General features: G+C 66.8%; 21 protein-coding genes and 1 pseudogene. 8 read left to right on the top strand and 14 right to left on the bottom strand.

The genetic code is table 11. From position 1 onward, the window contains the following. Positions 1 to 3: 3 nt before the first annotated feature. From G432_RS04460 to G432_RS04450, 3 genes and pseudogenes are all read right to left on the bottom strand, one after another. Positions 4 to 692 (bottom strand): annotated as a pseudogene (locus G432_RS04460) (carbonic anhydrase). 101 nt (positions 693 to 793) lie between these two features. Beyond that, the gene (locus tag G432_RS04455; protein WP_015457628.1) at positions 794 to 2116 is read right to left on the bottom strand and encodes an ATP-binding protein; all 1323 of its coding nucleotides are present in this window, start codon (positions 2114 to 2116) and stop codon (positions 794 to 796) included. 6 nt (positions 2117 to 2122) lie between these two features. After that, the gene (locus tag G432_RS04450) at positions 2123 to 2833 is read right to left on the bottom strand and encodes a response regulator transcription factor (protein WP_015457627.1); all 711 of its coding nucleotides are present in this window, start codon (positions 2831 to 2833) and stop codon (positions 2123 to 2125) included. A gap of 281 nt (positions 2834 to 3114) precedes the next feature. Between G432_RS04450 and G432_RS04445 the strand changes: the two genes are divergently transcribed. After that, entirely contained in the window at positions 3115 to 3720 is a 606-nt protein-coding gene (locus G432_RS04445) for a hypothetical protein (RefSeq protein WP_015457626.1), read from the top strand. Between the two features lie 366 nt (positions 3721 to 4086). Here G432_RS04445 and G432_RS04440 read toward each other — a convergent pair whose 3' ends face one another. Together G432_RS04440 and G432_RS04435 are read right to left on the bottom strand one after the other, a co-directional pair. After that, on the bottom strand, positions 4087 to 4881 hold the full coding sequence (locus tag G432_RS04440) for a ferredoxin--NADP reductase (protein WP_015457625.1): 795 nt from the start codon (positions 4879 to 4881) through the stop codon (positions 4087 to 4089). A gap of 386 nt (positions 4882 to 5267) precedes the next feature. Next, positions 5268 to 5750, bottom strand: a complete 483-nt coding sequence (locus tag G432_RS04435; protein ID WP_015457624.1) for an aminoacyl-tRNA deacylase — start codon at positions 5748 to 5750, stop codon at positions 5268 to 5270. A 200-nt stretch (positions 5751 to 5950) separates the two neighbouring features. Here G432_RS04435 and ku point away from each other — a divergent pair, with 200 nt between their 5' ends. The 7 genes from ku (at position 5951) to G432_RS04400 (ending at position 14484) form a co-directional block, all read left to right on the top strand. Beyond that, the gene (gene ku, locus G432_RS04430) at positions 5951 to 6856 is read left to right on the top strand and encodes a non-homologous end joining protein Ku (RefSeq protein WP_015457623.1); all 906 of its coding nucleotides are present in this window, start codon (positions 5951 to 5953) and stop codon (positions 6854 to 6856) included. Positions 6857 to 6973: 117 nt separating this feature from the next. Further along, positions 6974 to 9412 (top strand): DNA ligase D, encoded by a 2439-nt coding sequence (ligD, locus tag G432_RS04425; RefSeq protein WP_051128804.1) that lies wholly within the window; start codon positions 6974 to 6976, stop codon positions 9410 to 9412. A gap of 271 nt (positions 9413 to 9683) precedes the next feature. Beyond that, positions 9684 to 10433 carry a LuxR C-terminal-related transcriptional regulator gene (locus tag G432_RS04420; RefSeq protein WP_015457621.1) on the top strand — a complete coding sequence of 250 codons (750 nt, stop codon included), beginning with the start codon at positions 9684 to 9686 and terminating at the stop codon, positions 10431 to 10433. 245 nt (positions 10434 to 10678) lie between these two features. Then, entirely contained in the window at positions 10679 to 11710 is a 1032-nt protein-coding gene (locus G432_RS04415; protein ID WP_041864784.1) for a sulfate ABC transporter substrate-binding protein, read from the top strand. 10 nt (positions 11711 to 11720) lie between these two features. Continuing rightward, positions 11721 to 12596: a sulfate ABC transporter permease subunit CysT gene (cysT, locus tag G432_RS04410; RefSeq protein ID WP_015457619.1), complete on the top strand. Its 876-nt coding sequence runs from the start codon at positions 11721 to 11723 to the stop codon at positions 12594 to 12596. Next, positions 12596 to 13435, top strand: coding sequence for a sulfate ABC transporter permease subunit CysW (gene cysW / locus G432_RS04405; RefSeq protein WP_015457618.1), 840 nt, complete (start codon positions 12596 to 12598; stop codon positions 13433 to 13435). The genes cysT and cysW overlap by 1 nt, the downstream gene beginning before the upstream one ends. Next, the gene (locus G432_RS04400) at positions 13432 to 14484 is read left to right on the top strand and encodes a sulfate/molybdate ABC transporter ATP-binding protein (RefSeq protein WP_015457617.1); all 1053 of its coding nucleotides are present in this window, start codon (positions 13432 to 13434) and stop codon (positions 14482 to 14484) included. Before cysW ends, G432_RS04400 begins: the two co-directional genes overlap by 4 nt. Positions 14485 to 14493: 9 nt before the next feature. On the opposite strand, the gene G432_RS04395 is transcribed toward G432_RS04400, so the two are convergent. From G432_RS04395 to sdhD, 9 genes are all read right to left on the bottom strand, one after another. Beyond that, positions 14494 to 15468, bottom strand: coding sequence for an ornithine cyclodeaminase family protein (locus G432_RS04395; protein WP_015457616.1), 975 nt, complete (start codon positions 15466 to 15468; stop codon positions 14494 to 14496). After that, positions 15465 to 16646, bottom strand: a complete 1182-nt coding sequence (locus tag G432_RS04390) for a dipeptidase (protein WP_041865144.1) — start codon at positions 16644 to 16646, stop codon at positions 15465 to 15467. Before G432_RS04390 ends, G432_RS04395 begins: the two co-directional genes overlap by 4 nt. Before the next feature lie 2 nt (positions 16647 to 16648). Then, positions 16649 to 18046: an amidohydrolase family protein gene (locus G432_RS04385; RefSeq protein ID WP_236626849.1), complete on the bottom strand. Its 1398-nt coding sequence runs from the start codon at positions 18044 to 18046 to the stop codon at positions 16649 to 16651. A gap of 211 nt (positions 18047 to 18257) precedes the next feature. Further along, positions 18258 to 18542 carry a GIY-YIG nuclease family protein gene (locus G432_RS04380; protein ID WP_015457613.1) on the bottom strand — a complete coding sequence of 95 codons (285 nt, stop codon included), beginning with the start codon at positions 18540 to 18542 and terminating at the stop codon, positions 18258 to 18260. Positions 18543 to 18646: 104 nt separating this feature from the next. Further along, the gene (gene zapE / locus G432_RS04375; protein WP_015457612.1) at positions 18647 to 19759 is read right to left on the bottom strand and encodes a cell division protein ZapE; all 1113 of its coding nucleotides are present in this window, start codon (positions 19757 to 19759) and stop codon (positions 18647 to 18649) included. Beyond that, complete coding sequence (locus tag G432_RS04370; protein ID WP_015457611.1) at positions 19756 to 20202, bottom strand: PaaI family thioesterase; 447 nt, start codon at positions 20200 to 20202, stop codon at positions 19756 to 19758. Before G432_RS04370 ends, zapE begins: the two co-directional genes overlap by 4 nt. A 14-nt stretch (positions 20203 to 20216) precedes the next feature. After that, entirely contained in the window at positions 20217 to 21002 is a 786-nt protein-coding gene (locus tag G432_RS04365) for a succinate dehydrogenase iron-sulfur subunit (RefSeq protein ID WP_015457610.1), read from the bottom strand. A gap of 9 nt (positions 21003 to 21011) precedes the next feature. Next, positions 21012 to 22814 (bottom strand): succinate dehydrogenase flavoprotein subunit, encoded by a 1803-nt coding sequence (sdhA, locus tag G432_RS04360; RefSeq protein WP_015457609.1) that lies wholly within the window; start codon positions 22812 to 22814, stop codon positions 21012 to 21014. Further along, on the bottom strand, positions 22814 to 23203 hold the full coding sequence (gene sdhD / locus G432_RS04355) for a succinate dehydrogenase, hydrophobic membrane anchor protein (RefSeq protein WP_015457608.1): 390 nt from the start codon (positions 23201 to 23203) through the stop codon (positions 22814 to 22816). The genes sdhA and sdhD overlap by 1 nt, the downstream gene beginning before the upstream one ends. Position 23204 lies beyond the last annotated feature (1 nt).

The raw sequence follows: 23204 nt of genomic DNA, 5'->3' as shown, positions 1-23204 counted from the left end.
TGCTCACTCCGCAGCCTCAAGCTGCACCACATCGGCCGCAAGGCGGCGGGCGGCGGGCAGCGCCACGGGCAGGGGGCGGTCGTCGCGCAGCGGCATGAAGCGGCCGGTCACGCCGTCCAGCCCCAGGATGGCACCGGCATGGATGTCGACGAACCAGCCGTGCAGCGAGATTTCGCCGCGCGCGATGCCGGCCGCGACGGACGGGTGGGTGCGCAGATGGGCGAGCTGGGCCACGATATTCTCCAGCGCCATGATCCGCACGCGGGTATTGTCATCCCCGCCTTCCGGGTAGCTTTCCGCCGCGACGCGCTGGGCGGCGGAGGAATGGCGCAGCCAGGCGGCGACGTTGGGCATGGTTTCCAGGCTGGCCGGATTGACCAGCGCCTTCATCGCGCCGCAATCCGAATGGCCGCAGACGATGATGTCGCGCACGCCCAAGGCCACCACGGCATATTCGACCGTGGAGGATACGCCGCCATTGGCGGTGGCGAAGGGCGGGACGATGTTTCCCGCATTGCGGCAGACGAACAGGTCGCCCGGCTGCGCCTGCATGATATGTTCCGGCACGACGCGGGAGTCCGCGCAGGATATCATCAGCGCCTTGGGGAATTGCCCGTCGGCGGCCAGCTTCGAATAAAGGTCGGGAAAACCTGCTTCTCGAAATGGAAGACACGCCCGATAAGCTCGTTCATGGCGATTTCCTCGATGAATGGGGGGCAGCGGGCGCGCCGCCGCCTTCATCTTCGGAAATTAAGGATCGGCTATTGCTGCGGAGCAGCGTTGGCGTAAGGAATCATTGCTGCCCGGCAGAGCGTTTCGGCAGCACGATTTCCGCCCGCAATCCCCCTTGCGCGCGGTTGGAGAGGGTGAGCGATCCCTTCTCCCGCGCCACCATCTGCTGGACGATGGCAAGGCCGAGGCCCAGCCCCTTGGTGTTGCGGCTGCGCGCGGGATCGAGCCGGGCGAAGGGCTGGAGCACCTCGGCCATCCGTTCGGGCGGGATGCCGGGGCCGTTATCCTCGACGCGGAGCACGATGGCGTCCGGCCATTCGGCCAGGCTCACCACCACGTCGTCGCCATGGTGGTGGGCATTGTCGATCAGGTTGTAGGCCGCGCGCTTGATGCCGTTGGGGCGCAGCTCCACCTCCAGATGGTCCGGCCCCTCATAGCGGGTCGCGGCGCCGGCATCGCCGAAATCGTCGACCAGCGTCGCCAGCAGCACGGCAAGGTCGGTCCGGGTGGCGGGCTCGGGATCGTTCTCGCCGCCCAGATAGGCGAGCAGCGATCCGATCATCGCCTCCATCTCGGCCACGTCCTCCTCCGCCGCATGGCGCAGATCGCGGTCGGCTGCGCCTTCGAGGCGGAGCTGGAGCCGGGCGAGCGGGGTGCGCAGGTCATGGCCCACGGCGGCCAGCGCCTGGGTGCGATCGGCGAACATCCGCTGGATCTGTTCCTGCATGCGGTTGAAGGCGCGGATCAGGTTGCGCACCTCGCGCGGGCCTTGTTCGCGCACGATCGCGCTTTCGCCGCGCCCGATCCGTTCCGCCGCCTGGCCGAGCATGTTGAGCGGGCGGAGCGTCCGCCGAACGAGCAGCCCGCCCAGCACCGCGAGCGCGATCGCCGGCACCAGTGCCAGCACGATGCGGTTGAGCTGGAGGCTCCAGCCCGAGACCAGATCGTGCATCTTGAAGTGTATCCACGTCCCGTCCTCCAGTGTGAGGGTGCCGACGACGATGTCGTGCCGGCCGGGCGAGGCGAGCTGGAGGCGCAGGTCGCTGCGGGCGAGCGCGGGTTCCCACTCCACCACCTGATCGCGCATCACGCGAAGCTCGGGCGCGAGCGGGCGGGGTTCGGGCGAGGAGCGCTGCCAGTGGACGCTGTAGCGATCGGTGGAGAGATAGCTGGCGATCGCGGGCCGCTCGGCGGGCGGGCGCTCCCCGATCAGCCGGTGGACGATCACGAGATGCTCGGCCAGCCGCCGGGCCTCATCCTCCTTGATCGAGAATTCGCTGGCGCGTTCGTAGAGCAGGGTGCTGGCGGCGAACTCGATCGTCACCGTCAGCAGGATGATCGCAACGATCCGCCCGAGCAGGCCGAGCGAGGGGCGCCCCAGCACGGCCGGTCAGTCGCGGGTGACGGGCGTGTTCAGCATGTAGCCGACGCCGCGCACCGTGATGATCGGCGCGGGCCTGCTGCCGGTGGAAAGTTTCCGGCGCAGGCGGCTGACCAGCACGTCGATGCTGCGATCGGAGGAATCGCCGATCCGGGCGCGGGACAGCTCGATCAGCCGTTCGCGCGCGATCACCCGCTGCGGATGGCTGAGGAAGCTCGCCAGCAGATCGAACTCCGCGCCGGTGAGCGAGATCAGCGCGCCGCTTTCCGAATAAAGCTCCCGCCGGGAGAAATCGACCGTCCAGCCATCGAACCGCGCCTTCTGCGAGGGCACGCCGTTGCCGCGCTGCTCCAGCCCGCCGCGGCGAAGCACGGCGCGGATGCGGGCCACCAGCTCGCGCGTGCTGAACGGCTTGGCGAGATAATCGTCGGCGCCAAGCTCCAGCCCGACCACCCGGTCCGTCTCGCTGCCCTTGGCGCTGATGAAGATGATCGGCACGTCGCTCTTGCGGCGGATCATCTGGCAGAGGTCGATGCCGCTGGTGCCGGGCAACATGATGTCCAGCAGCACCAGATCGACGGGGCCGGCATCGAAGGTCGCCCACATCTCGGCCGCCGTCGCCGCCGGGCGGACGACATAGCCGTTCTCCTGCAGCGCCCGCGTGGTCAGCGTGCGCAGCGGCGGATCATCCTCGACGAGCAGGATCGACGGCGCGGTCATGGATGCGTGACGGTCAATGGATTCATCTCGGCAAGGAAATAGGTGGCCAAATCCCCGCGTCAACGATCGCGCGGCGCTTATGCCCTTGAATTTGCCGGTGCTGGCGCATGGGCAACATTTCCTCACAAGGAAAATGCAAGCCGGAAACGATCCGGCCGTCCCGATATCGGACGATGGGGCGATTCCGGCAAGATTTTCCGTGTCAGGCACCGCCGGCCGGGCCTATCCTTTATATGCCGTTGACCATGTTCGGCGGCCTGACGATGGAGGTTGCGATGCGCGTGTCCGTTCCGGTCCTGGCTGTTCTGGCGGCTGCGCTGGCCACGGGGCCGGCGGTGGCGGGCGGCGTTTCCCCACCGGACGCGGCCGCCTTCCGCGCCGCGATCACTGTCGCGGCGGACGATCTGGAACCCGACACCCTTCTTTCCACCCGCACGGCCCATGCCCGGCAGGTCCGGCTCGACGGTGGCACCTGGGGGGATGGCTATCTCGTCGCCCGGATCGACCGGCGGAGCGGTGCCGCGCGCTATGAGGTGCATCAGCGGGTGCGCTATATCGGCCAGCGGCGCGATTATGCCGCCGTCCATTACCGGCTGGCGGACGGCACGCTCGCCATCCGCCCGATCGCCGGCGACAGGCGCGGCGAGGATGTCTGCTCCACCGGCGAGTTCAACGGCGCCTGTCCGCTGACGAGCGAGCTGGTCTTCCCGATCGAGGAGGGCGTGCTGGCCGCCATCGTCGACGGAGGGGCGCAGGGCTGGGACGTGAAGTTCAAGGAAGCGGACGGCGATGCCGGTGTCCGCGCCACGGTGCCGATGGCCGAGATTCGCGGGCTGATGCTGGCGGTCGCGGACTATCGCGCCGGCCGGCTTTCGCCGCGCGGCTGATCCCGCGCTGGCCTGTCCGGTTCAGCGGAAGGCCATCCTGATGGGGCCGACCTGGAAGATGCGGCGCCACCAGGCCCTGTTTCGGGGGCGTTCCCCAAATCGAGCTTCGCCTGCGTCGATGGGTGGATGCTGAAACGGGTTCAGCATGACGAAGGCGGGGGAGGGCTTGCTTATCCTCCGCGCCCATCTCTCCAACGCCGTGCCGGCGCAGGCTGGCATCGTCGGCGACGATCATGCTGGATGAGGCTCGACGAGGGCAACGCGATGCCAGCCCGCGCCGGCACGGCGTCATCATGGGGCATCATATTTGGGGATGCCCATCGGCTTTCGGGGCTCCAGGGCGGGTGGGCGCCCTGGAGGTCCGTGTCAGCCGACGAAGGCCCGCTCGATCACATAATGGCCGGGCTTGGCGTTCGATCCTTCCTCGAAGCCGATGCCGTCGAACTGGGCGGCGAGATCGCGGATCATGTCCATGCTGCCGCACAGCATGATGCGATCGGTTTCGGGATCGAGGTGGCGCGGCCCGTTCAGCCCGTCGAACAGGCGGCCGCTTTCGATCAGCGCCGGGATGCGGCCGCTGGTGTGGAACGGCTCGCGCGTCACCGTGGGCAGGTAGCTGAACTGGACCAGCGCCTGATCCTGCACCAGCGGATCATCGGCAAGCTGGGCCTCCAGCACGTCGCGGAAGGCGAGGTCGCTGACATGGCGCACGCAATGGACGAGCACGATCTGCTCGTAATATTCATACACGTCCGGATCGCGCACCAGGCTGAGGAAGGGGGCAAGGCCGGTGCCGGTGGAAAGCAGGAACAGCCGCTTGCCGGGCAGCAGCGCATCCGTCACCAGCGTGCCGGTGGGCTTGCGGCCGAGGAAGAGCTGGTCGCCCGGCTGGATCTTTTGCAGGCGCGAGGTGAGCGGACCGTCCGGCACCTTGATCGACAGGAATTCCAGCTCGTCCGAATAAGCCGGGCTCGCGATCGAATAAGCGCGCAGCAGCGGGCGGTTGTCGCCGGGCAGGCCGATCATCACGAATTCGCCCGAACGGAAGCGGAAGCTGGCCGGACGGGTGATCGAGAAGCTGAACAGATGCTCGTTCCAGTGGCGCACGGAACGAACCTCCTCCACCGAAAGCGCGGTGGAAGGCGCGAGCGCGGGCTGCATCTCGCTCACGGCCTTGCGTTCCGCTGGGCGGCGTAAGCCCGGATGGCCAGGCGATCGGTGAACAGGTACATGATTGTCCTCAGCTTGCGGTGACGGTGGCGGTGAATGCGCGAGATCGCGTGCCTGTCCGGTCGTCCATCCTCGCCAGTTGCTCCGATACACGGGCGGCATCCGGCCCAGCCAGGCCGCCCGCCGCCCCTATGATATGCGTGTCGCGATTTTCGAAGCGCGGATTTGTTTAGCCCCGCTCACAATCGCTTTAATGCGAAAGATTCGCAATAGTGCGTATTATTGTCTTCCGCCTGACCGGTCAAGCCGGCGCGGGCGCGCCATAAGGCCCGGCGTGGCCGCCTGCAAGCCTTTCCCGCAGGCGGCCGCCATCTCCCTTATTCCATGACCGACCAGCGCTCGCTGAAGCGGCCGTGACGGGCATCGGCGCAGAGGCGGGCGAACTCGCCGCCGTCCATGTGGATCAGCGAGGCATGGTCGCCGGCCTCGAAATAGATGTCGGGCTGGTCCTCCAGGCTGTCGTCGACGATGGTGACGATGCCGTAGCGCGTGCCGAAGGGCGGCACCGCGCCGATCGCGCAATCGTCGAAGATCAGGCCCACCTCGTCCTCGCCGGCCAGCCGGGGCTTCTGCCCCAGCTCGGCCCGCAGGTCGCCCAGCTGCACCTTGCAGTCGGATGGCAGCACGGCCAGCAGATAATCCCCTTCCGTATCCAGCAGCACCGCCTTGGCCAGCCGATCGGGCGGGATGTGGGCGAGGCTGGCGGTCTGCATCGCCGATTTGGTCGGCGGGTGGACCACGAGGTCGTAATCGGCATGCTCGTCGTCCAGGAACTGGCGGAGCTTGGGTGCGATGCTCATCTCGTCTCTCCCCTGGCAATGGCGCCCGGAAGGCCGGGCCGGGGGCCGCGCGCGAACGATCGCCCGTGGCGGCGATCATCCCAGAACGTCCGGCCACACCGTTCGATCCTGCCGGCCGTGGCGCCGCCCCGGCGATCCGGCGGAACCTCCGCCCTCCTCCCGGATTGAGGGGTGGGAAGGGCGCTCATGGAGGGACCGCGATGGCGGCACGGCCCAGTTGGCGCGGCCAGATCAGGCTCGCATTGGTATCGATCCCGGTGGAGATCTTCCCCGCGACGAAGAGCGGCGCGACCATCGCCTTCCACCAGATCCACGAGCCTTCGGGCAAGCGCATCCGATATGAGAAGGTCGTGCCCGGCATCGGCCCGGTGGATACGGACGAGATCATCAAGGGCTTCGAATATGAGAAGGGGGAATATGTCCTCCTCGACGAAAAGGAGATCGAAGGCGTCAAGCTGGAAAGCCGCAAGACGCTGGAGCTGACCCAGTTCGTCGACAGCGACGATATCGATCCGATCTATTTCGAAAAGCCCTATTATGTCGTCCCGGCGGACGACCTAGCCGAGGAAGCCTTCATCGTGCTGCGGGAGGCGCTGCGCCGCACCCGCAAGATCGGGCTGGGCCAGCTTGCCATGCGCGGGCGCGAATATGTCGTCAGCCTCAAGCCCTGCGGGCGCGGCATGGTGCTGGAAACGCTGCGCTATGCAGATGAGGTGAACAAGGCCGCCAGCTATTTCCGGGGCATCGGGGATGCCAGGCCCGATCCCGAGCTGCTCGACATGGCCGAAACCCTGATCGACAAGAAGGCGGGCAGGTTCGACGCCGCCGAGTTCCACGATCGCTATGTCGACGCGCTGAAGGCGCTGATCGAACGCAAGAAGAAGGGCCGGGCGATCAGCATCGAGGCGGACGAGGCCCCCGCGCCGCGCGGCGGCAACGTGATCGATCTGATGGCGGCGCTCAAGCGGTCGCTGGATAATCCCCCCGGCCGGGGCGCCGCCGGCAAATCCGCCTCGACCAAGAAACCCGCCGCCAAGCCGGCCGCGCGCAAGGCGCCGGCGGCGAAGGCAAAGCCCGGCCGCGCCGCCAGCCGCAAGCGGGCCTGACCGGCCATGGCGCGCGCGAAATCCGCCGTGTCCCGCGCCGCGGGCAAACCCCGGCCGAAACCCAAAGTGAGGGCGGCGGCGGCGAAGGGCGAGGCGGCGCTCGATCGCTATCGCGCGATGCGCGATTTCAGCCGCACGGCCGAACCTTCCGGTGCGACGCGGCCGGCATCGGGGCACGGCTTCGTCGTCCAGAAGCATGATGCCACCCGGCTCCATTATGATTTCCGGCTGGAAATGGATGGCGTGCTGAAAAGCTGGGCGGTCACGCGCGGCCCCAGCCCCGATCCGGCGGACAAGCGGCTGGCGGTGCGGACGGAGGATCATCCGCTCGATTACGCCCATTTCGAAGGCACCATCCCCAAGGGCCAATATGGCGGCGGCACGGTGATGCTGTGGGACGAGGGCACGTGGGAGCCGATGCCCGGCAAGGACCCGCGCCGCACGCTCGAGGAAGGCCATCTCCATTTCATCCTCCATGGCCGCCGGATGAAGGGGGAATGGCTGCTCGTCCGCCTCAAGCCCCGCGCCGGGGAAAAGCGCGAGAACTGGCTGCTCCGCAAGGTGGACGATGATTTCGCGGGCGGGCCGGACGATCTGGTCGGCCAATATCTCACCAGCGTGGAAAGCGGGCGCAGCATGGCCGAGATCGCCGATGGCGCGGCCCCGCCGAAGCGGGCCACCGCGAAGGCGGCGGCCGGGACGGGGAAGGCGAAGCCCGCCACGATGCGGGGCCGCGCGGATTCGCCTCCGCCCTTCCGGCCGGTGCAGCTTGCCACGCTGGTCGATCATGCGCCCGCCGGCGACCGTTGGCTGCATGAGCTGAAATATGACGGCTATCGCCTGCTGCTGGCGGTGGGCGGCGGCAAGGCGCGGGCCTATACCCGCTCCGGCCTCGACTGGTCGGATCGCTTTCCCGCTGTCGTCGCCGAGGCCGCCGGCCTTGCCGTCCGTTCCGCGCTGATCGACGGCGAGGCGGTGGTGCTGGATGCGGAAGGGCGGTCCAGCTTCCAGGCGCTCCAGGCCGCGCTCAAGGGCGATCCGGCGGCGATCATCTTCTTCGCCTTCGATCTCCTCACCCGCGATGGCGAGGATCTGACGGCGTTGCCGCTCCTCGAGCGCAAGCAGCGGCTGGCGGCGCTGATCGGGGCGGGCGGCGATCATCTGCATTATGCCGATCATGTCGCCGGCCGGGGCGAGGCCTTTTTCCAGAAGGCGTGCAAGGCGGGGCTGGAGGGCATCGTCTCGAAACGGGCGGACGCGGCCTATGCCGGCGGGCGATCCGGCAGCTGGGTGAAGGTGAAGTGCCTCCACCGCCAGGAATTCGTGCTGCTGGGCTGGACCTCGTCGGACAGGAACAGCGGCTTCCGATCCCTGCTCCTCGGCCTCAACGAGGAGGGCGGGCTGCGTTACGCCGGCAAGGTCGGCACCGGCTTCGACATGGCCGAGATCGATCGCCTGCTCGCCGCGATGAAGCCGCTCGAAACCGCCACGGCCCCGGTCTCCGCCCCCCGTGCCGCGACCCGCGGCGCCCATTGGATCGAACCCCGGCTGGTCGTGGAGGTCGCCTTCACCGAATTCACGGGCGACGGCGTTCTCCGCCACCCGAGCTATATCGGCCTGCGCGAGGACAAGCCCGCCGAAGCCGTCATCCGGGAGGAGGAAGTGCCCGTGGCCGAGCTTGCCGAACGATCGCCCAGCCCCGTGCGGATCACCAATCGCGATCGGGTGATCTTCCCCGATGCCGGAATCACCAAGGGCGCGCTCGCCGATTATTATGAGGCGATCGCGCCGGCGATGCTGCCCTGGGTTGCGAACCGGCCGATCAGCCTTGTCCGCTGCCCGCAGGGCCGGGCGCGAAAATGCTTCTTCCAGAAACATGATGCCGGCAGCTTCGGCGATCATGTCCACCACATCCCCATCCGCGAGAAGGACGGCGGGGAGGAGCCCTATCTCTATATCGAGGATGCCGCCGGCCTGCTCGCCTGCGTGCAGATGGGCACGATCGAATTCCACGGCTGGGGCGCCCCGATCGCCGATATCGAGCGGCCGGACCGGCTGGTCTTCGATCTCGACCCGGACGAGGGGCTGGAATTCGGCGAGGTCACGGCCGCCGCCGCCCATATCCGCGACGAGCTTGCCGCCATCGGCCTGGCGACCTTCGCGATGGTCACGGGCGGAAAGGGCGTCCATGTCGTGGCGCCGCTGCGGCCGGAAGCGGAATGGCCGGAGGTCAAGGATTTCGCCCGCCGCTTCGCGACAGCGCTGGCGGAGACCCAGCCCCAGCGCTTCACCTCGGCCTTGGCCAAGGCGCGGCGGAAGGGGCGCATCTTCGTCGATTATCTGCGCAACGAGCGGGGTGCGACGGCGGTGATGCCCTATTCCGCCAGGGCGAGGGAGGGCGCCCCGGTCGCAGCGCCCCTGACCTGGGAGGAATTGCGCGCGCTGGACAGGCCCGCGCCCTGGCATGTCGGCGATGTGGACGATCTGGTTCGCCGCGCGGCCTCCCGCGATCTGGCGGGCTGGGGCAGGGCCGATCAGGCGCTGCCCGGCGTGTGACCCCGCTCGCGTGGCCGCCGGTCGCTGCGCGCCGAATATCCTTGGGAATCAAATCGGATGGCAAATCCCCCGAAGAACGGTCGGGGTCGTGATGAGATCGGAATGTGCCTCCAAGCAGTCAAGATTCCATAAAAAGTTGAAAATTGGTTAATAGTGTGAGAGCGTCCTTTCGGATTTCTCGATACTATTGAGGAGTATCAACATGGAGACGGGCCGATAGAAAAGGAGTGATTCAGGGTCGCACCTAATGGCATGGTTTTGGGGATTAATCATGCAGTGTACAATTAGTATAGCGATTCTCGCTCCTTATGAGCTGGTCCGTGAAGGCCTGCGCCGGGTGCTGGCGAACGGCGCCTTCAATGTCGTCGCAGCCGCCGGCGGCTGGAACGCGCTGGAGGCCGATCTTGCCCGGTCGCCGGCCGATATCCTTGTGGTGGATGGCGACGCTGCCTTCAATGCCAGCGAACTCACTGAAATCAGGAAGCGATTTCCCGAAATGCGAATTGCCATGTTCGTCGACGGGGCGGACATGGAATATGCGATGCAGGCGCTCGAGTCGGGCGTGGACGGCGTGCTCGAGAAGGAGGTTTCCTGCGAGCAGGTGGCGGCCGCGCTCAACATGGTCGCGCTCGGCCAGCGGGTGGTGCCGTCGCGCCTCGTCGAATCGCTGGCCAATCTGCATTTCGGTTATGCGTCCAGCGACTGGGAGGCGAACCGGGCGACCGCGAAGCTTTCCGATCGCGAGATCGAGATATTGAAATGCCTGGCCGTGGGCGAGGCGAACAAGGTGATTTCCCGCCGGCTGAACATCACCGAGGCGACCGTGAAGGTCCATATCAAGGCGATCCTGCGCAAGCTGCACGTGATGAACCGCACGCAGGCGGCGATCTGGGCGGTGGTGCGCGGGCTCAACGGATCGGCGCTTCCCCGTCCAGAGCCGTCCCGCTCCACGCCGGCGCACATGGAGCCCATCCGCATCGCGGCGAACGGCGCCGATATCGCCGCGACGGAGGCGATCTAGGGCGGATCGCCGCCAGCGGGAGCGTCGGCCCGCCCATCCAGCCCGCCTGCCCGGCAATATGCCGACCGAAGGTAGGATTCCGCTGCCGGCTCCGTTAGGTAGGGGGCAATGAAATGCAATTGCCCTCGCCGTTTCGGAGGCCGCCGGCTGGCGGCCGCAACGGCAGCTTCGCCTTCGCCAAAGATTGCTTTGTTCTCTACTCTGGTGATCGAGATATGAGGGCGTGTGGGAGGAAAACGGCCATCATGCCCATCAGCAGACGAAATCTGACTATCGCCATGCTTCTGGGCGCGGTTGCGCTCACCGGCTGTTCCGGCGGCAAGGCGCCGGGCGACGGTGTCGTCCTGCTCAACGTTTCCTATGATCCGACGCGCGAGCTCTACAAGGAGATCAACGCCGGCTTCGCCAACCACTGGAAGGCGGACCATGGCCAGACGGTGAGCTTCAAGATGAGCCACGGCGGATCGGGCAAGCAATCGCGCGCGATCCAGGACGGGCTGGAGGCGGATGTCGCCACGCTGGCGCTTTCCTACGACATCGATGCCATCGCCGCCGCGAAGCCGGGCCTGCTCGATCCCGCCTGGCGCCAGCGCCTGCCGGATAACAGCGCGCCCTATACCTCGACGATCGTGTTCCTCGTCCGCAAGGGCAACCCCAAGAATATCCGCGACTGGAACGACTTGGTGAAGCCGGGCGTGAAGGTGATCACCCCCAATCCCAAGACCGGCGGCGGCGCGCGCTGGAACTTCCTGGCGGCCTGGGCCTATGGCCGCAAGGCAGGCGGATCGGAAGCTGCGGCGCAGGATTATGTATCGAAGCTGCTGGCCAATGTGCCGGTGCTCGATTCGGGTGCGCGCGGTTCCACCACCACCTTCGTCGAGCGCAATATCGGCGACGTGCTGATCACCTGGGAGAATGAGGCCTTCCTCGCCCAGAAGGAGATGGGAGCCGGCAAGTTCGAGATCGTCGTGCCGTCCATCTCCATCCTGGCGGAGCCTTCGGTCGCCGTGGTCGACGGCAATGTGAAGAAGCACGGCACCGCCGAGGTCGCCAAGGCCTATCTCGAATATCTCTACACGCCCGAGGCGCAGGACGTGATCGCGCGCAACTTCTATCGCCCGCGCGATCCGCAGGTGGCCGCCCGCTATGCCGCGACCTTCCCGACGCTGAACCTCGTCACCATCGACAAGGATTTCGGCGGCTGGAAGGCGGCGCAGGCGAAATATTTCGCGGATGGCGGCGTGTTCGATACGATCTTTGCCAAGATCAAGCGCTGAGGCGAACCGCATGACTTCGCTTGCCGCCGACGGGCCGCGGGGCCGGGTGAGGCGGTGTCCGCTGTTCCGGGCGCCATCGATCATCCCCGGCTTCGGCTTGACCTTCGGCCTCAGCCTGACATGGCTGTGCCTGATCGTGCTGATCCCGCTTTCGGCCGTCTTCATCAAGACGGCGGGAATGGGGTGGCAGCATTTCGCGGACGTCGCGCTCTCCGAACGCGCCATCGCCGCCTACCGGCTGAGCTTTGGCGCGTCGCTGGGGGCGGCCTTCATCAATTCGGTGTTCGGCCTGCTGATCGCGTGGATGCTGGTGCGTTACGACTTTCCCGGCAAGCGGGTGGTGAACGCGCTGGTCGATCTGCCCTTTGCCCTGCCCACCGCCGTGGCCGGCATCGCCTTCACCACGCTCTACACCGCCAATGGCTGGATCGGGCGGGTGCTGGAGCCGCTGGGCATCCAGGTGGCCTTCACCTGGGTGGGCGTGGTCATCACCCTGATCTTCATCGGCCTGCCTTTCGTCGTCCGATCCGTGGAACCCGTGCTCGCCGATGTGAGCCGGGACGTGGAGGAGGCGGCGGCATCGCTGGGCGCGACGCGGGCGCAGACCTTCCGCCGCGTGATCCTGCCCGCCATCTTCCCGGCTTTGATGACCGGCTTCGCGATGGCCTTCGCGCGGGGCGTGGGCGAATATGGATCGGTGATCTTCATCGCCGGCAACATGCCCTATCGCACGGAAATCGCGCCGCTGCTGATCATCACCCAGCTCGAACAATATGATTATCAGGGGGCGACGGGCATCGCGACGGTGATGCTGATCGCCTCCTTCTCGCTGCTGCTCGTCATCAACCTGCTGCAGGCGTGGAGCCGGAAGCGGACGGTGGACTGATGCGCAACGGAGCCACTTCGGAATCGCGGCTGGCCCGCGCCGTCATCATGGCGATCGGCCTCGGCTTCTTCGGCCTTTTCCTGCTGATGCCGCTGCTGGTGGTGTTCGCGCAGGCGCTGGCCGGCGGCATCGGCGCCTATCTCGACGCGATTGTCGAGCCGGATGCGCTGGCGGCCATCCGCCTGACCCTGCTGGTCGCCGCGATCAGCGTGCCGGCCAATATCGTCTTCGGCATCGCCGCGGCCTGGGCCATCACCAAGTTCGATTTTCCGGGCAAGAGCATCCTCATCACCTTCATCGACCTGCCGTTTTCGGTGTCGCCGGTGGTGTCGGGCCTGATCTACGTGCTGCTGTTCGGCGCGCAGGGCTGGCTGGGGCCGTGGCTGGCGGAGCATGACATCCAGATCATCTTCGCGGTGCCGGGCATGGTGCTGGCGACGATCTTCGTCACCTTCCCCTTCGTCGCGCGCGAGCTGATCCCGCTGATGGCGGAGCAGGGCCGCGACGACGAGGAGGCGGCGCTGTCGCTGGGCGCGACCGGCTGGCAGACCTTCTGGCACGCCACCCTGCCCAACATCCGCTGGGGCCTGCTTTACGGCGTGTTGCTCTGCAATGCGCGCGCCATGGGGGAATTCGGCGCGGTTTCCGTCGTTTCCGGGCATATCCGGGGCGAGACGAACACCATGCCGCTGCATGTCGAAATTCTCTACAACGAGTATAATTTCATCGCTGCCTTCGCCGTCGCATCGCTGTTGGCGCTGCTGGCCCTCGTCACCCTGGTGCTGAAGAGCCTGCTTGAATGGCGCTATGACTATCACGGCAAGGGGACCGGGCATTGAGCATCAGGCTCGACACTATCGGCAAGAGCTTCGGCGGGTTCACGGCGCTTGGCGACATCAATCTGGAGATCGAGCCGGGTGAGTTCCTGGCGCTGCTCGGGCCGTCCGGATCGGGCAAGACGACCTTGCTGCGCATCGTGGCGGGGCTGGAATTCCCGGATCATGGCCGCGTATTCTACGACGGCGAGGACATAACCGACCTGAAGGTGGCCGATCGCGGCGTCGGCTTCGTGTTCCAGCATTATGCGCTGTTCCGCCACATGACGGTGGCGGACAATGTCGCCTTCGGCCTCACCATCCGCAAGCGGCGCGACCGCCCCGCCAAGGCGGAGATACGCGATCGGGTGCAGAAGCTGCTTGATCTCGTCCAGCTCGGCCAACTCGGCAACCGCTATCCGGCGCAGCTTTCGGGCGGGCAGCGGCAGCGGGTGGCGCTGGCCCGCGCGCTGGCGATCGAGCCGCGCCTGCTGCTGCTGGATGAGCCGTTCGGGGCGCTGGACGCGCGCGTCCGCAAGGATCTGCGCCGCTGGCTGCGCGAGCTGCACGACCGGATGGGGCTGACCTCCATCTTCGTGACGCACGATCAGGACGAGGCGCTGGAGCTGGCCGATCGCGTGGTGGTGATGGACCATGGCGTGATCGAGCAGGTGGCGACGCCGCAGCAAATCTATGACGAGCCGGCCAGCGCCTTCGTGTTCGATTTCGTGGGGGAATCGAACCAGGTGCCGGTGACGGTGGACGGCGACCGGGTGATCGCCTTCGATCGGCTGCTGGACGTGCCGCCGGCGACGCTGGCGGGCATGGGCGGGGTGGCGCGTTTGTTCTTCCGCCCGCATGACGCGGAGATCGTGGGCGAGGGCGCGAACGGGCTTGCCGCCACCGTCACGCTCGTCCGCCCCAATAGCGGCTCGATGCGGGTGGAAGGCAAGCTGGAAGGCAGCGACCGGCTGGTGGAGATCGACGTCGCCCAGGGCGCGGCGCCGGGGCAGGGCGAACGCATCTTCGTGCGTCCCACCCGCGCGAAGCTCTATGCCGGGACGGCCGGCTGAAGGATATCGTCAGTCGAACGCGGCGTCGGTGCCGAAGCCGCGTTCCCGCGCCAGCCGGTAGAGATGCCAGCCCGCCGCCAGATCCTGCACGATCGATCCGAGCGATTTGTATAGCGTGACATCGGCGGCCGCGATCCGGCCGGGCAGCGTGCCTGCCATCACTTCGCCGATCTCGCCCAGCACATGGCTCTCGTCGATCAGGCCGGCCTGAAGCGCGCGAAGTATCTCCGCCCCCTGCGCCAGCGCGCCGGCGCGGTGATCGGCAAAGAGGCGGCCGCGCGCCACCAGCGCGGCATCGGCCTCGGCCGGGCCTGCCCGGCTCGATCCCACCAGATTGACATGGGCGCCGTCCGGCACGTCGGCGGAAAACAGGATGGGATCGGCGGCGGCGGTGGCGGTGCAGATGATGTCGGCATCCGCCACGGCCTCGCCCGCCGCCGCGACAGCAGTGGCGGCGATCCCCAGATCGGCGCGGATGCGCGCGGCGAACGCCTCCGCTTTCTCCCGCGATCGGCCCCAGACGGCGATGTGGGAGAGGGCACGGACGTGGGGGAGGGCGGCGGCGTGATGCCAGGCCTGCTCGCCATAGCCCAGGATCGCCAGCCGCCTGGCATCGGGTCGCGCCAGCGCATCGGCGGCGGCGGCCGACGCGGCGGCCGTGCGGATCGCCGTCACCTCGCCGGCATGGACCAGCGCGACCGGCGTGCCGCTCGCCGGATCGTGGAGGACGATGATGCCCTGATGGGTCTGCTCGCCAAGGGCGGCGCGCGCCGGATAGACGCTCACCAGCTTCGCGCCGAAGGTGGCGCCGTCCAGCGCGCCCGGCATCACGCCGAAGGCATTGCCGCCGTCCAGATCGACGATCTGGCGCAGCAATTGCCGGCTGTTGCCGGTCGAAAGCGCGATCATCGCATCCCGCATCAGGCCGATGCAGGCGGCCGGATCGAGATGGCGGGCCACATCCTTCCGGCCGATGACGATCATGTCCGGGTTTCCCCGGCCCAGATCTCCTCCGCATAACGGACGAAGTTGAGGCCGAGGATCTTTTCGATCCGTGCGGTGGAATAGCCCTTCTGCCGCAGCAGGCCGGCGAGCTTGCGGAACTGATCCGGCCCGCGCAGATCGACGACGAAGGGATAGGTATCGGGCCGTTCGCCAGTGGCGCTGATTCCGGCGGCGCGGCGTTCCGCGATCTCCTTCGCGAGGTCGGCCTCATAGGCCTTGAGGTCGTCGATCGGGGTGGTGCCGCCATCGGTGCCGATGCCGACATGGTCCTCCCCGCAGACGTTCACGGCATGATCGATATGAGCGACCACATCCTCCGCCCGGGCATGACCGGTGGGGTTGAGGAAAGGCATGAAATAGATGCCGACGAAGCCGCCGCGATCGGCGACGAGGCGCAGCTCCTCGTCCGTCTTGTTGCGGGGCACATCGGTGACGGCGCGACAGCCGGTATGGTTGATCGAGATCGGCTGCTTCGATGCGCGAGCCGCCTCCAGGCAGGTGCGCTGGCCGCTGTGGGAGAGATCGACCATCACCCGATTGGCGTTCAACCGTTCGATCACCTCGCGCCCGAATGGGGTGATGCCGCGATTTTCCGGGGCCATCGATCCGTCGCCAAGCTGGTTGGCGGGATTGTAGGTGAGCTGGACGATGCGGACGCCGAGATCGGCGAAGATATCGACGCGGCTGGCATCATCGCCCATCATCGCCGCATTCTGGAAACCGAGGATCAGGCCCATCCGCCCTTCCGCCTTGGCGCGGCGGATATCGGCGGCGGTGAGGATCTTGATGAGATCGCGCGGATTTTCGCGGATCAGCCGATCCCAGCTCGCGACATCGGCCACGCTCTGCTGGAAAGGCTCCTTCTTGCCGGAGACGTAGCCGATCGTGATGTTCACCGCCGTCTGCCCCGAGGCGCGGGCATCGGCGAGGACGCGGGGCTTGAGGATTAGCGGGCTGGGGCCTTCCTTGCCCTTCGCGGCATCGCCCGACCGGTCGTTGGGATCGTCGAAACCGCCGAGCGCGTTGATGACGATCATGTTCGCGATCGGATTGGCGGCGGCTGGCGTCGCCGCCAGCGCGCGTGCGGGTGTGGCGAGCGCCGGTGCGGCCAGCATGCCGGCCCCGAGCGCCAGGAAGGCGCGGCGATCCTGTTCCAGGCTCATTCCTCGTCCCCCAGCTCGTCCTTGGTCAGCGGCTTGAAATCGGTGCGCGGGAAGGCGTGGCCACGCTTCACCGTCATCACGATGCTGTCGATATTGCGGATATTCTCCAGCGGGTTCCTGGCGAGCACCACGAAATTGCCGAGCTTGCCGGCCTCGATCGAGCCCATATCCTTTTCCTGCCCCGCGGCGCGTGCGCCGACGAGGGTGGCGGAGCGGATCACCTGCGCGGGTGTCATCTTCGCGCGTTCGACGAGGAAGGCCAGTTCGTCGTGCAGTTCCGGCCACGGCTTGTCCGCCGCATTGGTGCCGTCGGTGCCCGTGGAGATTTCCACGCCCGCCCGCCGCGCCTGATCGATCAGGCGGGCGGCGAGATCGGCGGTGCAGAGCGGCGGCTTGGCCGGATTGGCAGCCGCCCGCTCGTCATATTCCAGATAGACGCGGCCGGTGGCGTCGAGGATCTGGCCATGCTGGGCCATCTGCCTGAACAGACCGCCGATGACCGGATTGTCGCCCTTGGCGAGGCGATCATAAGCAACAGGCACGCGCTGTTGGTAGGAAGCGGGCACGCTGTCCGACACCTGATAGGCGAGGTAGCAGACGTGGCTGACGACATCGACGCCCGCGCCGATCACCTCGGCCGGGCTGGCAGGGAAGATCGCGCCATGCGCCCAGACCGGGAAATGCTGGCGATGCGCCTCCGCCACGATCGCGGCGACGGTGCGGCCGGGCATGTTGGCATAGGCCTTGATCGCGGTGGCGCCGGTGCCGCGCGACATGGCGACGGCGAGCGGCATGTCCGTATCGTCGGTGATCGCCTGCATCCATGGCACGGCGCCAGGGGTGACGCCCTTGGAGACGGCCCAGGTGCGCTTGTCGTCGAAGAAGCTGGGGCCGGCCATCAGTGCCGCGAAATAGATGTCGGGCGCGGCGATTTCGCCCAGGCGTGAGGCGCGGGTGATCTCGGCGACCGAGCGCAGATCGTCCGCCATGTCGCGGATCGCGGTGACGCCGCCATAGAGGTTGCGGCGGAGCACCGCCTCGGCGCGCACGCGGTCGGGCGGGGTGGCGATGTGGACATGGGTATCGATCAGCCCGGGCACGACATATTGGCCCTTGAGATCGACGACATCGGCGCCGGCAAGCGCGGCGGCGGGCAGATCGCGATCGGCGACGACATCGGTGATGCGATCGCCATCCATCACGATCGCCATGCCACGCCGGAGCGGACCGCCGGTGCCGTCGATCAGCGCAACGTTGCGGTAGACGGCGCGGCTGCCCTTGGCGGGCGCGGCGAAAGGGGTGGGCGTGGCGGCCGGCGCCGATATCGCGCCGAGCGCGGCACCCGCCAGCGCCGCGCCGGCGAGCGCGCGCAATATCATTTTCATTCCAGCCATTTGCCCCTTCCCGTTTTTGCGACCTGGCCAGCTTGGTAATGACCGGACGGGGCATTGGGCAAGGGGAGATGCGGTGGGCGGTCGCGGCGGGGGCTTGCGGTGCCGCGGTCATGGTGGCGGGGATGGGGAAGGGGCGAGGGCTTCAGGTGAAAGGGACGAGGGCGAGCGTTCCGAATAACGTCATGCCAGCGCAGGCTGGCATCGCTGGCGGCTACAGGATGCGATCGAACAGATCCTCCCATTCAGGATTGCCCTGTTCGATCAGTCGGATTTTCCAATCCCGTTTCCAGGCCTTCAGAGCCTTTTCGCGAGCAATGGCTTCGACCATGCTGTCATGGGGTTCGGCGAAGACGAGCCGGTCGAGACCATATTTGCGGCAGAAGGCCGAGCCGGTGCGGTGCTGCATCATCCGCGCGGCCAGGTTGGCGGTGACGCCGCTATAGAGAACGCCCTTCGGCTTGTTCGACAGAATGTAGGTCCAGCCGCCCCTGGTCATGCGGGTTGAGGTTACACCAGCCTCGGGGCGATGCCAGCCTGTGCTGGCATGACGTTAAGAGGAATGACCACCGCCGATCCGCGCAGGCCCCCTATATGCCGCCCTCAGTCCGCGCCGTGGCCGGCGGCGAGATAGTCGCGGGATTGCATTTCCATGAGGCGGCTGACGGTGCGTTCGAATTCGAAGGCGCCGTCGCCCGAGGGGTAGAGCTGGGCGGGTTCGGCGTCGGCGGTGGCGATCAGCTTCACCTTATGTTCGTAGAGCGCGTCGATCAGCGTCTTGAAGCGGGCGGCCTCGTTGCGCCGTTCGGGGCCGAGGACCGGGATGCCGACGATGATGACGGTGTGATAGTTGCGCGCGATCGCCAGATAATCGGTGGCGCCGCGCGCTTCGGCGCAGAGCCGCTTGAAGGAGAAGACGGCGACGCCCTTCAGGCTTTTCGGCACGTGCATCGATCGCCCGCCATGGATGGCAAGCTCCGCGCTCGGCACGTGGACCGAATCCTCCGGCGGGAAATCGGTGAGGCGGAAGAAGGCGGCGCGCACCGCTTCCGTCGATTCCGGCCCGTTGGGGACATACCAGGTGGGTGCGCCGCCCAGCCGGGCGAGGCGATAGTCGGTCGGGCCGTCCAGCGTCAGCACGTCCATCCGCGCCTCGATCAGCGCGATGAAGGGCAGGAAATGCTCGCGGTTGAGGCCGTCCTTGTAGAGGTCCTTCGGCGGCCGGTTGGACGTGGTGACGACGACCACGCCGGCATCGATCAGGCCAGTGAACAGGCGGCTCATGATCATGGCGTCGGCGGTGTTGTTGATCACCATCTCGTCGAAGGCGAGAAGGCGGGCTTCCTCCGCCAGCGCGGCGACGACGGGGGCGATGGGATCGCCTTTCTCCCGCTCGCGCTCGATGCGGAGGCGATCATGCACCTCGATCATGAATTCATGGAAGTGGACGCGCCGCTTGCGCTCCATGGCCACGCAATCGAAGAACAGGTCCATCAGCATGGACTTGCCCCGGCCGACGCTGCCCCAGATGTAGAGGCCGCGCGGCGGCGGTGGCGCCTTGCGCAGCATCCGCCACAGCACGCTGCCCTTTTCGGGCCGCACCGAAAGCTCGGCCGCCAGCGCGTTCAGCCGATCCACCACCTTGGCCTGATCGGGATCGGGGCGGAGCTGGCCGGAGGCGATGAGATCGGCGTAGCGATCCTTGACGGTGCTCATCGCTGGCCGGCCTTGCGCAGCGTGGCGGAGAAGGAGGCGACGATGCCGTGGGTCTGTTCCACCAGACCGCGCACGAAGATCAGCCGGCCGGTCTCTCGCAGCACCTCCACCACCGCGTCCAGCGGCTCATCGAGCGTGCCGCGGCTGAGGAACTGGGCGGTGAAATCCAGGGTGACGCCGTTGCCGGCCGCCTTCGCGCCGCAGGCTTCCGCGCCCGCGAACAGCGCGATATCGACGAAGCCCATCACCGCGCCGCCATGGACGGCGTTGATCATGTTGGAATGGCGGCGTTCCGGGAACATGCGGACCCGCGCCTTGCCGCCCGGTTCGGGGCGGACAAGGACACGGCCGAGCTGATCGAGGAAGCGATCGCGATCGTTGAGCTCCCAGCGGTTCCAGCCCGGATGGTCCGGGTCCGGGGCGCTGGAGAAGAGGGGTTCCACCGTTTGTCGAAGCCTCAGATCTGGCGTTCGACTTCCATCTTCTTGATCTCCGCGATGGCGCGTGCCGGGGACAGACCCTTGGGGCACACGTTCGCGCAGTTCATGATGGTGTGGCAGCGATAGAGGCGGAAGGGATCTTCCAGCTCGTCCAGCCGCTCGCCGGTGAACTCGTCACGGCTGTCGGCCAGCCAGCGATAGGCCTGGAGCAGGATCGCCGGGCCGAGGAACTTGTCGCTGTTCCACCAGTAGCTGGGGCACGAGGTCGAGCAGCAGGCGCACAGGATGCACTCATAGAGGCCGTCCAGCTTGGCGCGGTCCTCCGGCGACTGGAGTCGCTCCTTGCCCGAGGGGGCGGGCGTGACCGTCTTCAGCCAGGGCTGGATCGAGGCATATTGCGCATAGAAGTGCGTGAAATCGGGAACGAGGTCCTTGATCACGTCCATGTGCGGCAGGGGCGTGATGCGGACCTCGCCCTTGCAATCCTCGATCGCGGTGGTGCAGGCGAGACCGTTCTTGCCGTTCATGTTCATCGCGCACGAACCGCAAATGCCTTCGCGGCAGGAGCGGCGGAAGGTGAGCGAGGGGTCCTGCTCGCTCTTCATCTTGATGAGCGCGTCGAGCACCATCGGGCCGGTTTCGTCGAGATCCAGCTCGAACTTGTCGTAGCGCGGATTTTCGCCTGAATCCGGATCGTAGCGATAGACCTTGAAGGTCTTGACGTTGCTGGCGCCGGGCTCGGCCTTGTGGACCTTGCCGCCGGACTTGATCTTGCTGTTCTTGGGAAGCGAGAATTCAGCCATGGTCCGTCCTCAGTAAACCCGCGCCTTGGGCTTGATATATTCGATCTCGTCGGTGAGCGTGTAATCGTGCACCGGACGGTAATCGAGCGTCACCTTGCCGCCCTTGCCTGCCTCGCCCTCGAACCACGAGACGGTGTGCTTCATGAAGTTCTCGTCGTCGCGGTTGGGGAAATCCTCATGCATGTGCGCGCCGCGGCTTTCGTGCCGGTTGGCGGCGGAGTGCATGGTGACGACGGCCTGGGGCAGCATGTTGTCCAGCTCCAGCGTCTCGATCAGATCGGTGTTCCAGATCAGGCTGCGATCGGTGATGCCGACGTCGGCGAGGCTCTGATAGACCTTGTCGATCTTGCCCATGCCCTCGGTGAGCAGCTCCGTCGTGCGGAACACGGCGCAGTCGGACTGCATCGTGCGCTGCATGTTGTTGCGGATTTCCGCCGTGGGTGAGCCGCCCTTGGCGTTGCGGTAGCGATCGAGGCGGGAAAGCGCCTTGTCGTCCGCTTCCTTGTTGATCTTGCCGTGCGGGCTGTTGGGCTTGATGATGTCGGTGATGCGGTGGCCGGTGGCGCGGCCGAACACCACGAGATCGATCAGCGAGTTGGAACCCAGGCGGTTGGCGCCGTGGACCGACACGCAGGCCGCCTCGCCGACCGCGAACAGGCCGGGGACGACCGTGTCCGGATTGCCGTCCTTCAGCGTCACGACCTCGCCATGATAATTGGTCGGGATGCCGCCCATATTGTAGTGGACGGTCGGCACCACCGGCAGCGGCTGGCGGGTGAGATCGACGCCCGCGAACACCTTGCCGGTCTCGGTGATGCCGGGAAGGCGCTCCGCCAGCACCGCCGGATCGATATGATCGAGGTGCAGGTAGATGTGATCCTTGTTCTTGCCGACGCCGCGGCCCTCACGGATCTCCATCGCCATCGATCGCGAGACGACGTCGCGCGAGGCGAGGTCCTTCGCGGAGGGGGCGTAACGCTCCATGAAGCGTTCGCCCTCGGAATTGGTGAGGTAGCCGCCTTCGCCGCGCGCGCCCTCGGTGATCAGCACGCCCGCGCCGTAGATGCCGGTCGGGTGGAACTGCACGAACTCCATGTCCTGCAGCGGCAGGCCGGCGCGCAGCACCATGCCGCCGCCGTCGCCCGTGCAGGTGTGGGCCGAGGTGGCGGAGAAATAGCAGCGGCCGTAGCCGCCGGTGGCGAGCACGGTCGCATGGCTGCGGAAGCGGTGGATGCTGCCGTCTTCCATGCAGATGGCGAGCACGCCCTTGCACTCGCCATCCTCCATGATGAGGTCGAGCGCGAAATATTCGATGAAGAAGTCCGCGTCATACTTCAGGCTCTGCTGGTAGAGCGTGTGGAGCATGGCGTGGCCGGTGCGGTCGGCCGCGGCGCAGGTGCGCTGCGCGGGCGGGCCGGCGCCCATATTCTGCATCATGCCGCCGAACGGGCGCTGGTAGATCTTGCCCTCGTTGGTGCGGCTGAACGGCACGCCGGCATGTTCCAGCTCGTAAACGGCGGCCGGTGCCTCGCGGCAGAGATATTCGATCGCGTCCTGGTCGCCCAGCCAGTCCGATCCCTTGACGGTATCGTACATGTGCCAGGTCCAGTGATCCGGACCCATGTTGCCGAGGCTCGCCGCGATGCCGCCCTGCGCCGCGACCGTGTGGCTGCGGGTGGGGAACACCTTGGTGATGCAGGCGGTCTTGAGACCCTTTTCCGCGACGCCCATCGTGGCGCGCAGGCCCGAGCCGCCCGCGCCGACGACGACCGCGTCGTAGATATGGTCGATGATCTTATAGGCTTCGGACATCAGCCATGAACTCCACCGAACGCGATCTTCAGGATCGAGAAGATCGCGAGCGCGGCCGAGCCGACCGCATAGAAATTGAGGGCGAGGAGGGCCGCGACGCGCGAGGCATCGTCATGCACATAATCCTCGATGAAGACCTGGAGGCCGAGGCGCAGGTGCCAGAATACCGATACGGTGAGCAGGACGAGCGCCACCGCCACGAAGGGCGATCCGATCCACGTCGTGACGGTGGCGTAATCGAGCACCGGCAGGCGGAAGATCGATACCACGAACCAGAGGAGGAGGATGACGTTGCCCGCGGCCGTCAGCCGCTGCTGCCACCAGTGAAGCGATCCATGCTTGGCCGAGCCAAGCCCGCGGACGCGGCCGATGCCGGTTCCCGTTCCCATC

Origin of the sequence: Sphingomonas sp. MM-1 (assembly GCF_000347675.2) — a bacterium.
In the GTDB taxonomy this organism is placed as follows: Bacteria; Pseudomonadota; Alphaproteobacteria; order Sphingomonadales; family Sphingomonadaceae; genus Sphingomonas_E; species Sphingomonas_E fennica.
This window is presented reverse-complemented; position numbering and strand designations above follow the sequence as displayed.

Coding starts and splice junctions, on each gene's coding strand:
- cysT (WP_015457619.1), top strand. CDS start 11,721: ATGACTTCGCTTGCCGCCGACGGGCCGCGGGGCCGGGTGAGGCGGTGT.
- G432_RS04420 (WP_015457621.1), top strand. CDS start 9,684: ATGCAGTGTACAATTAGTATAGCGATTCTCGCTCCTTATGAGCTGGTC.
- G432_RS04415 (WP_041864784.1), top strand. CDS start 10,679: ATGCCCATCAGCAGACGAAATCTGACTATCGCCATGCTTCTGGGCGCG.
- G432_RS04450 (WP_015457627.1), bottom strand. CDS start 2,833: ATGACCGCGCCGTCGATCCTGCTCGTCGAGGATGATCCGCCGCTGCGC.
- ku (WP_015457623.1), top strand. CDS start 5,951: ATGGCGGCACGGCCCAGTTGGCGCGGCCAGATCAGGCTCGCATTGGTA.
- sdhD (WP_015457608.1), bottom strand. CDS start 23,203: ATGGGAACGGGAACCGGCATCGGCCGCGTCCGCGGGCTTGGCTCGGCC.
- zapE (WP_015457612.1), bottom strand. CDS start 19,759: ATGAGCACCGTCAAGGATCGCTACGCCGATCTCATCGCCTCCGGCCAG.
- G432_RS04380 (WP_015457613.1), bottom strand. CDS start 18,542: ATGACCAGGGGCGGCTGGACCTACATTCTGTCGAACAAGCCGAAGGGC.
- G432_RS04385 (WP_236626849.1), bottom strand. CDS start 18,046: ATGGCTGGAATGAAAATGATATTGCGCGCGCTCGCCGGCGCGGCGCTG.
- cysW (WP_015457618.1), top strand. CDS start 12,596: ATGCGCAACGGAGCCACTTCGGAATCGCGGCTGGCCCGCGCCGTCATC.
- sdhA (WP_015457609.1), bottom strand. CDS start 22,814: ATGTCCGAAGCCTATAAGATCATCGACCATATCTACGACGCGGTCGTC.
- ligD (WP_051128804.1), top strand. CDS start 6,974: ATGCGCGATTTCAGCCGCACGGCCGAACCTTCCGGTGCGACGCGGCCG.
- G432_RS04440 (WP_015457625.1), bottom strand. CDS start 4,881: ATGCAGCCCGCGCTCGCGCCTTCCACCGCGCTTTCGGTGGAGGAGGTT.
- G432_RS04365 (WP_015457610.1), bottom strand. CDS start 21,002: ATGGCTGAATTCTCGCTTCCCAAGAACAGCAAGATCAAGTCCGGCGGC.
- G432_RS04395 (WP_015457616.1), bottom strand. CDS start 15,468: ATGATCGTCATCGGCCGGAAGGATGTGGCCCGCCATCTCGATCCGGCC.
- G432_RS04435 (WP_015457624.1), bottom strand. CDS start 5,750: ATGAGCATCGCACCCAAGCTCCGCCAGTTCCTGGACGACGAGCATGCC.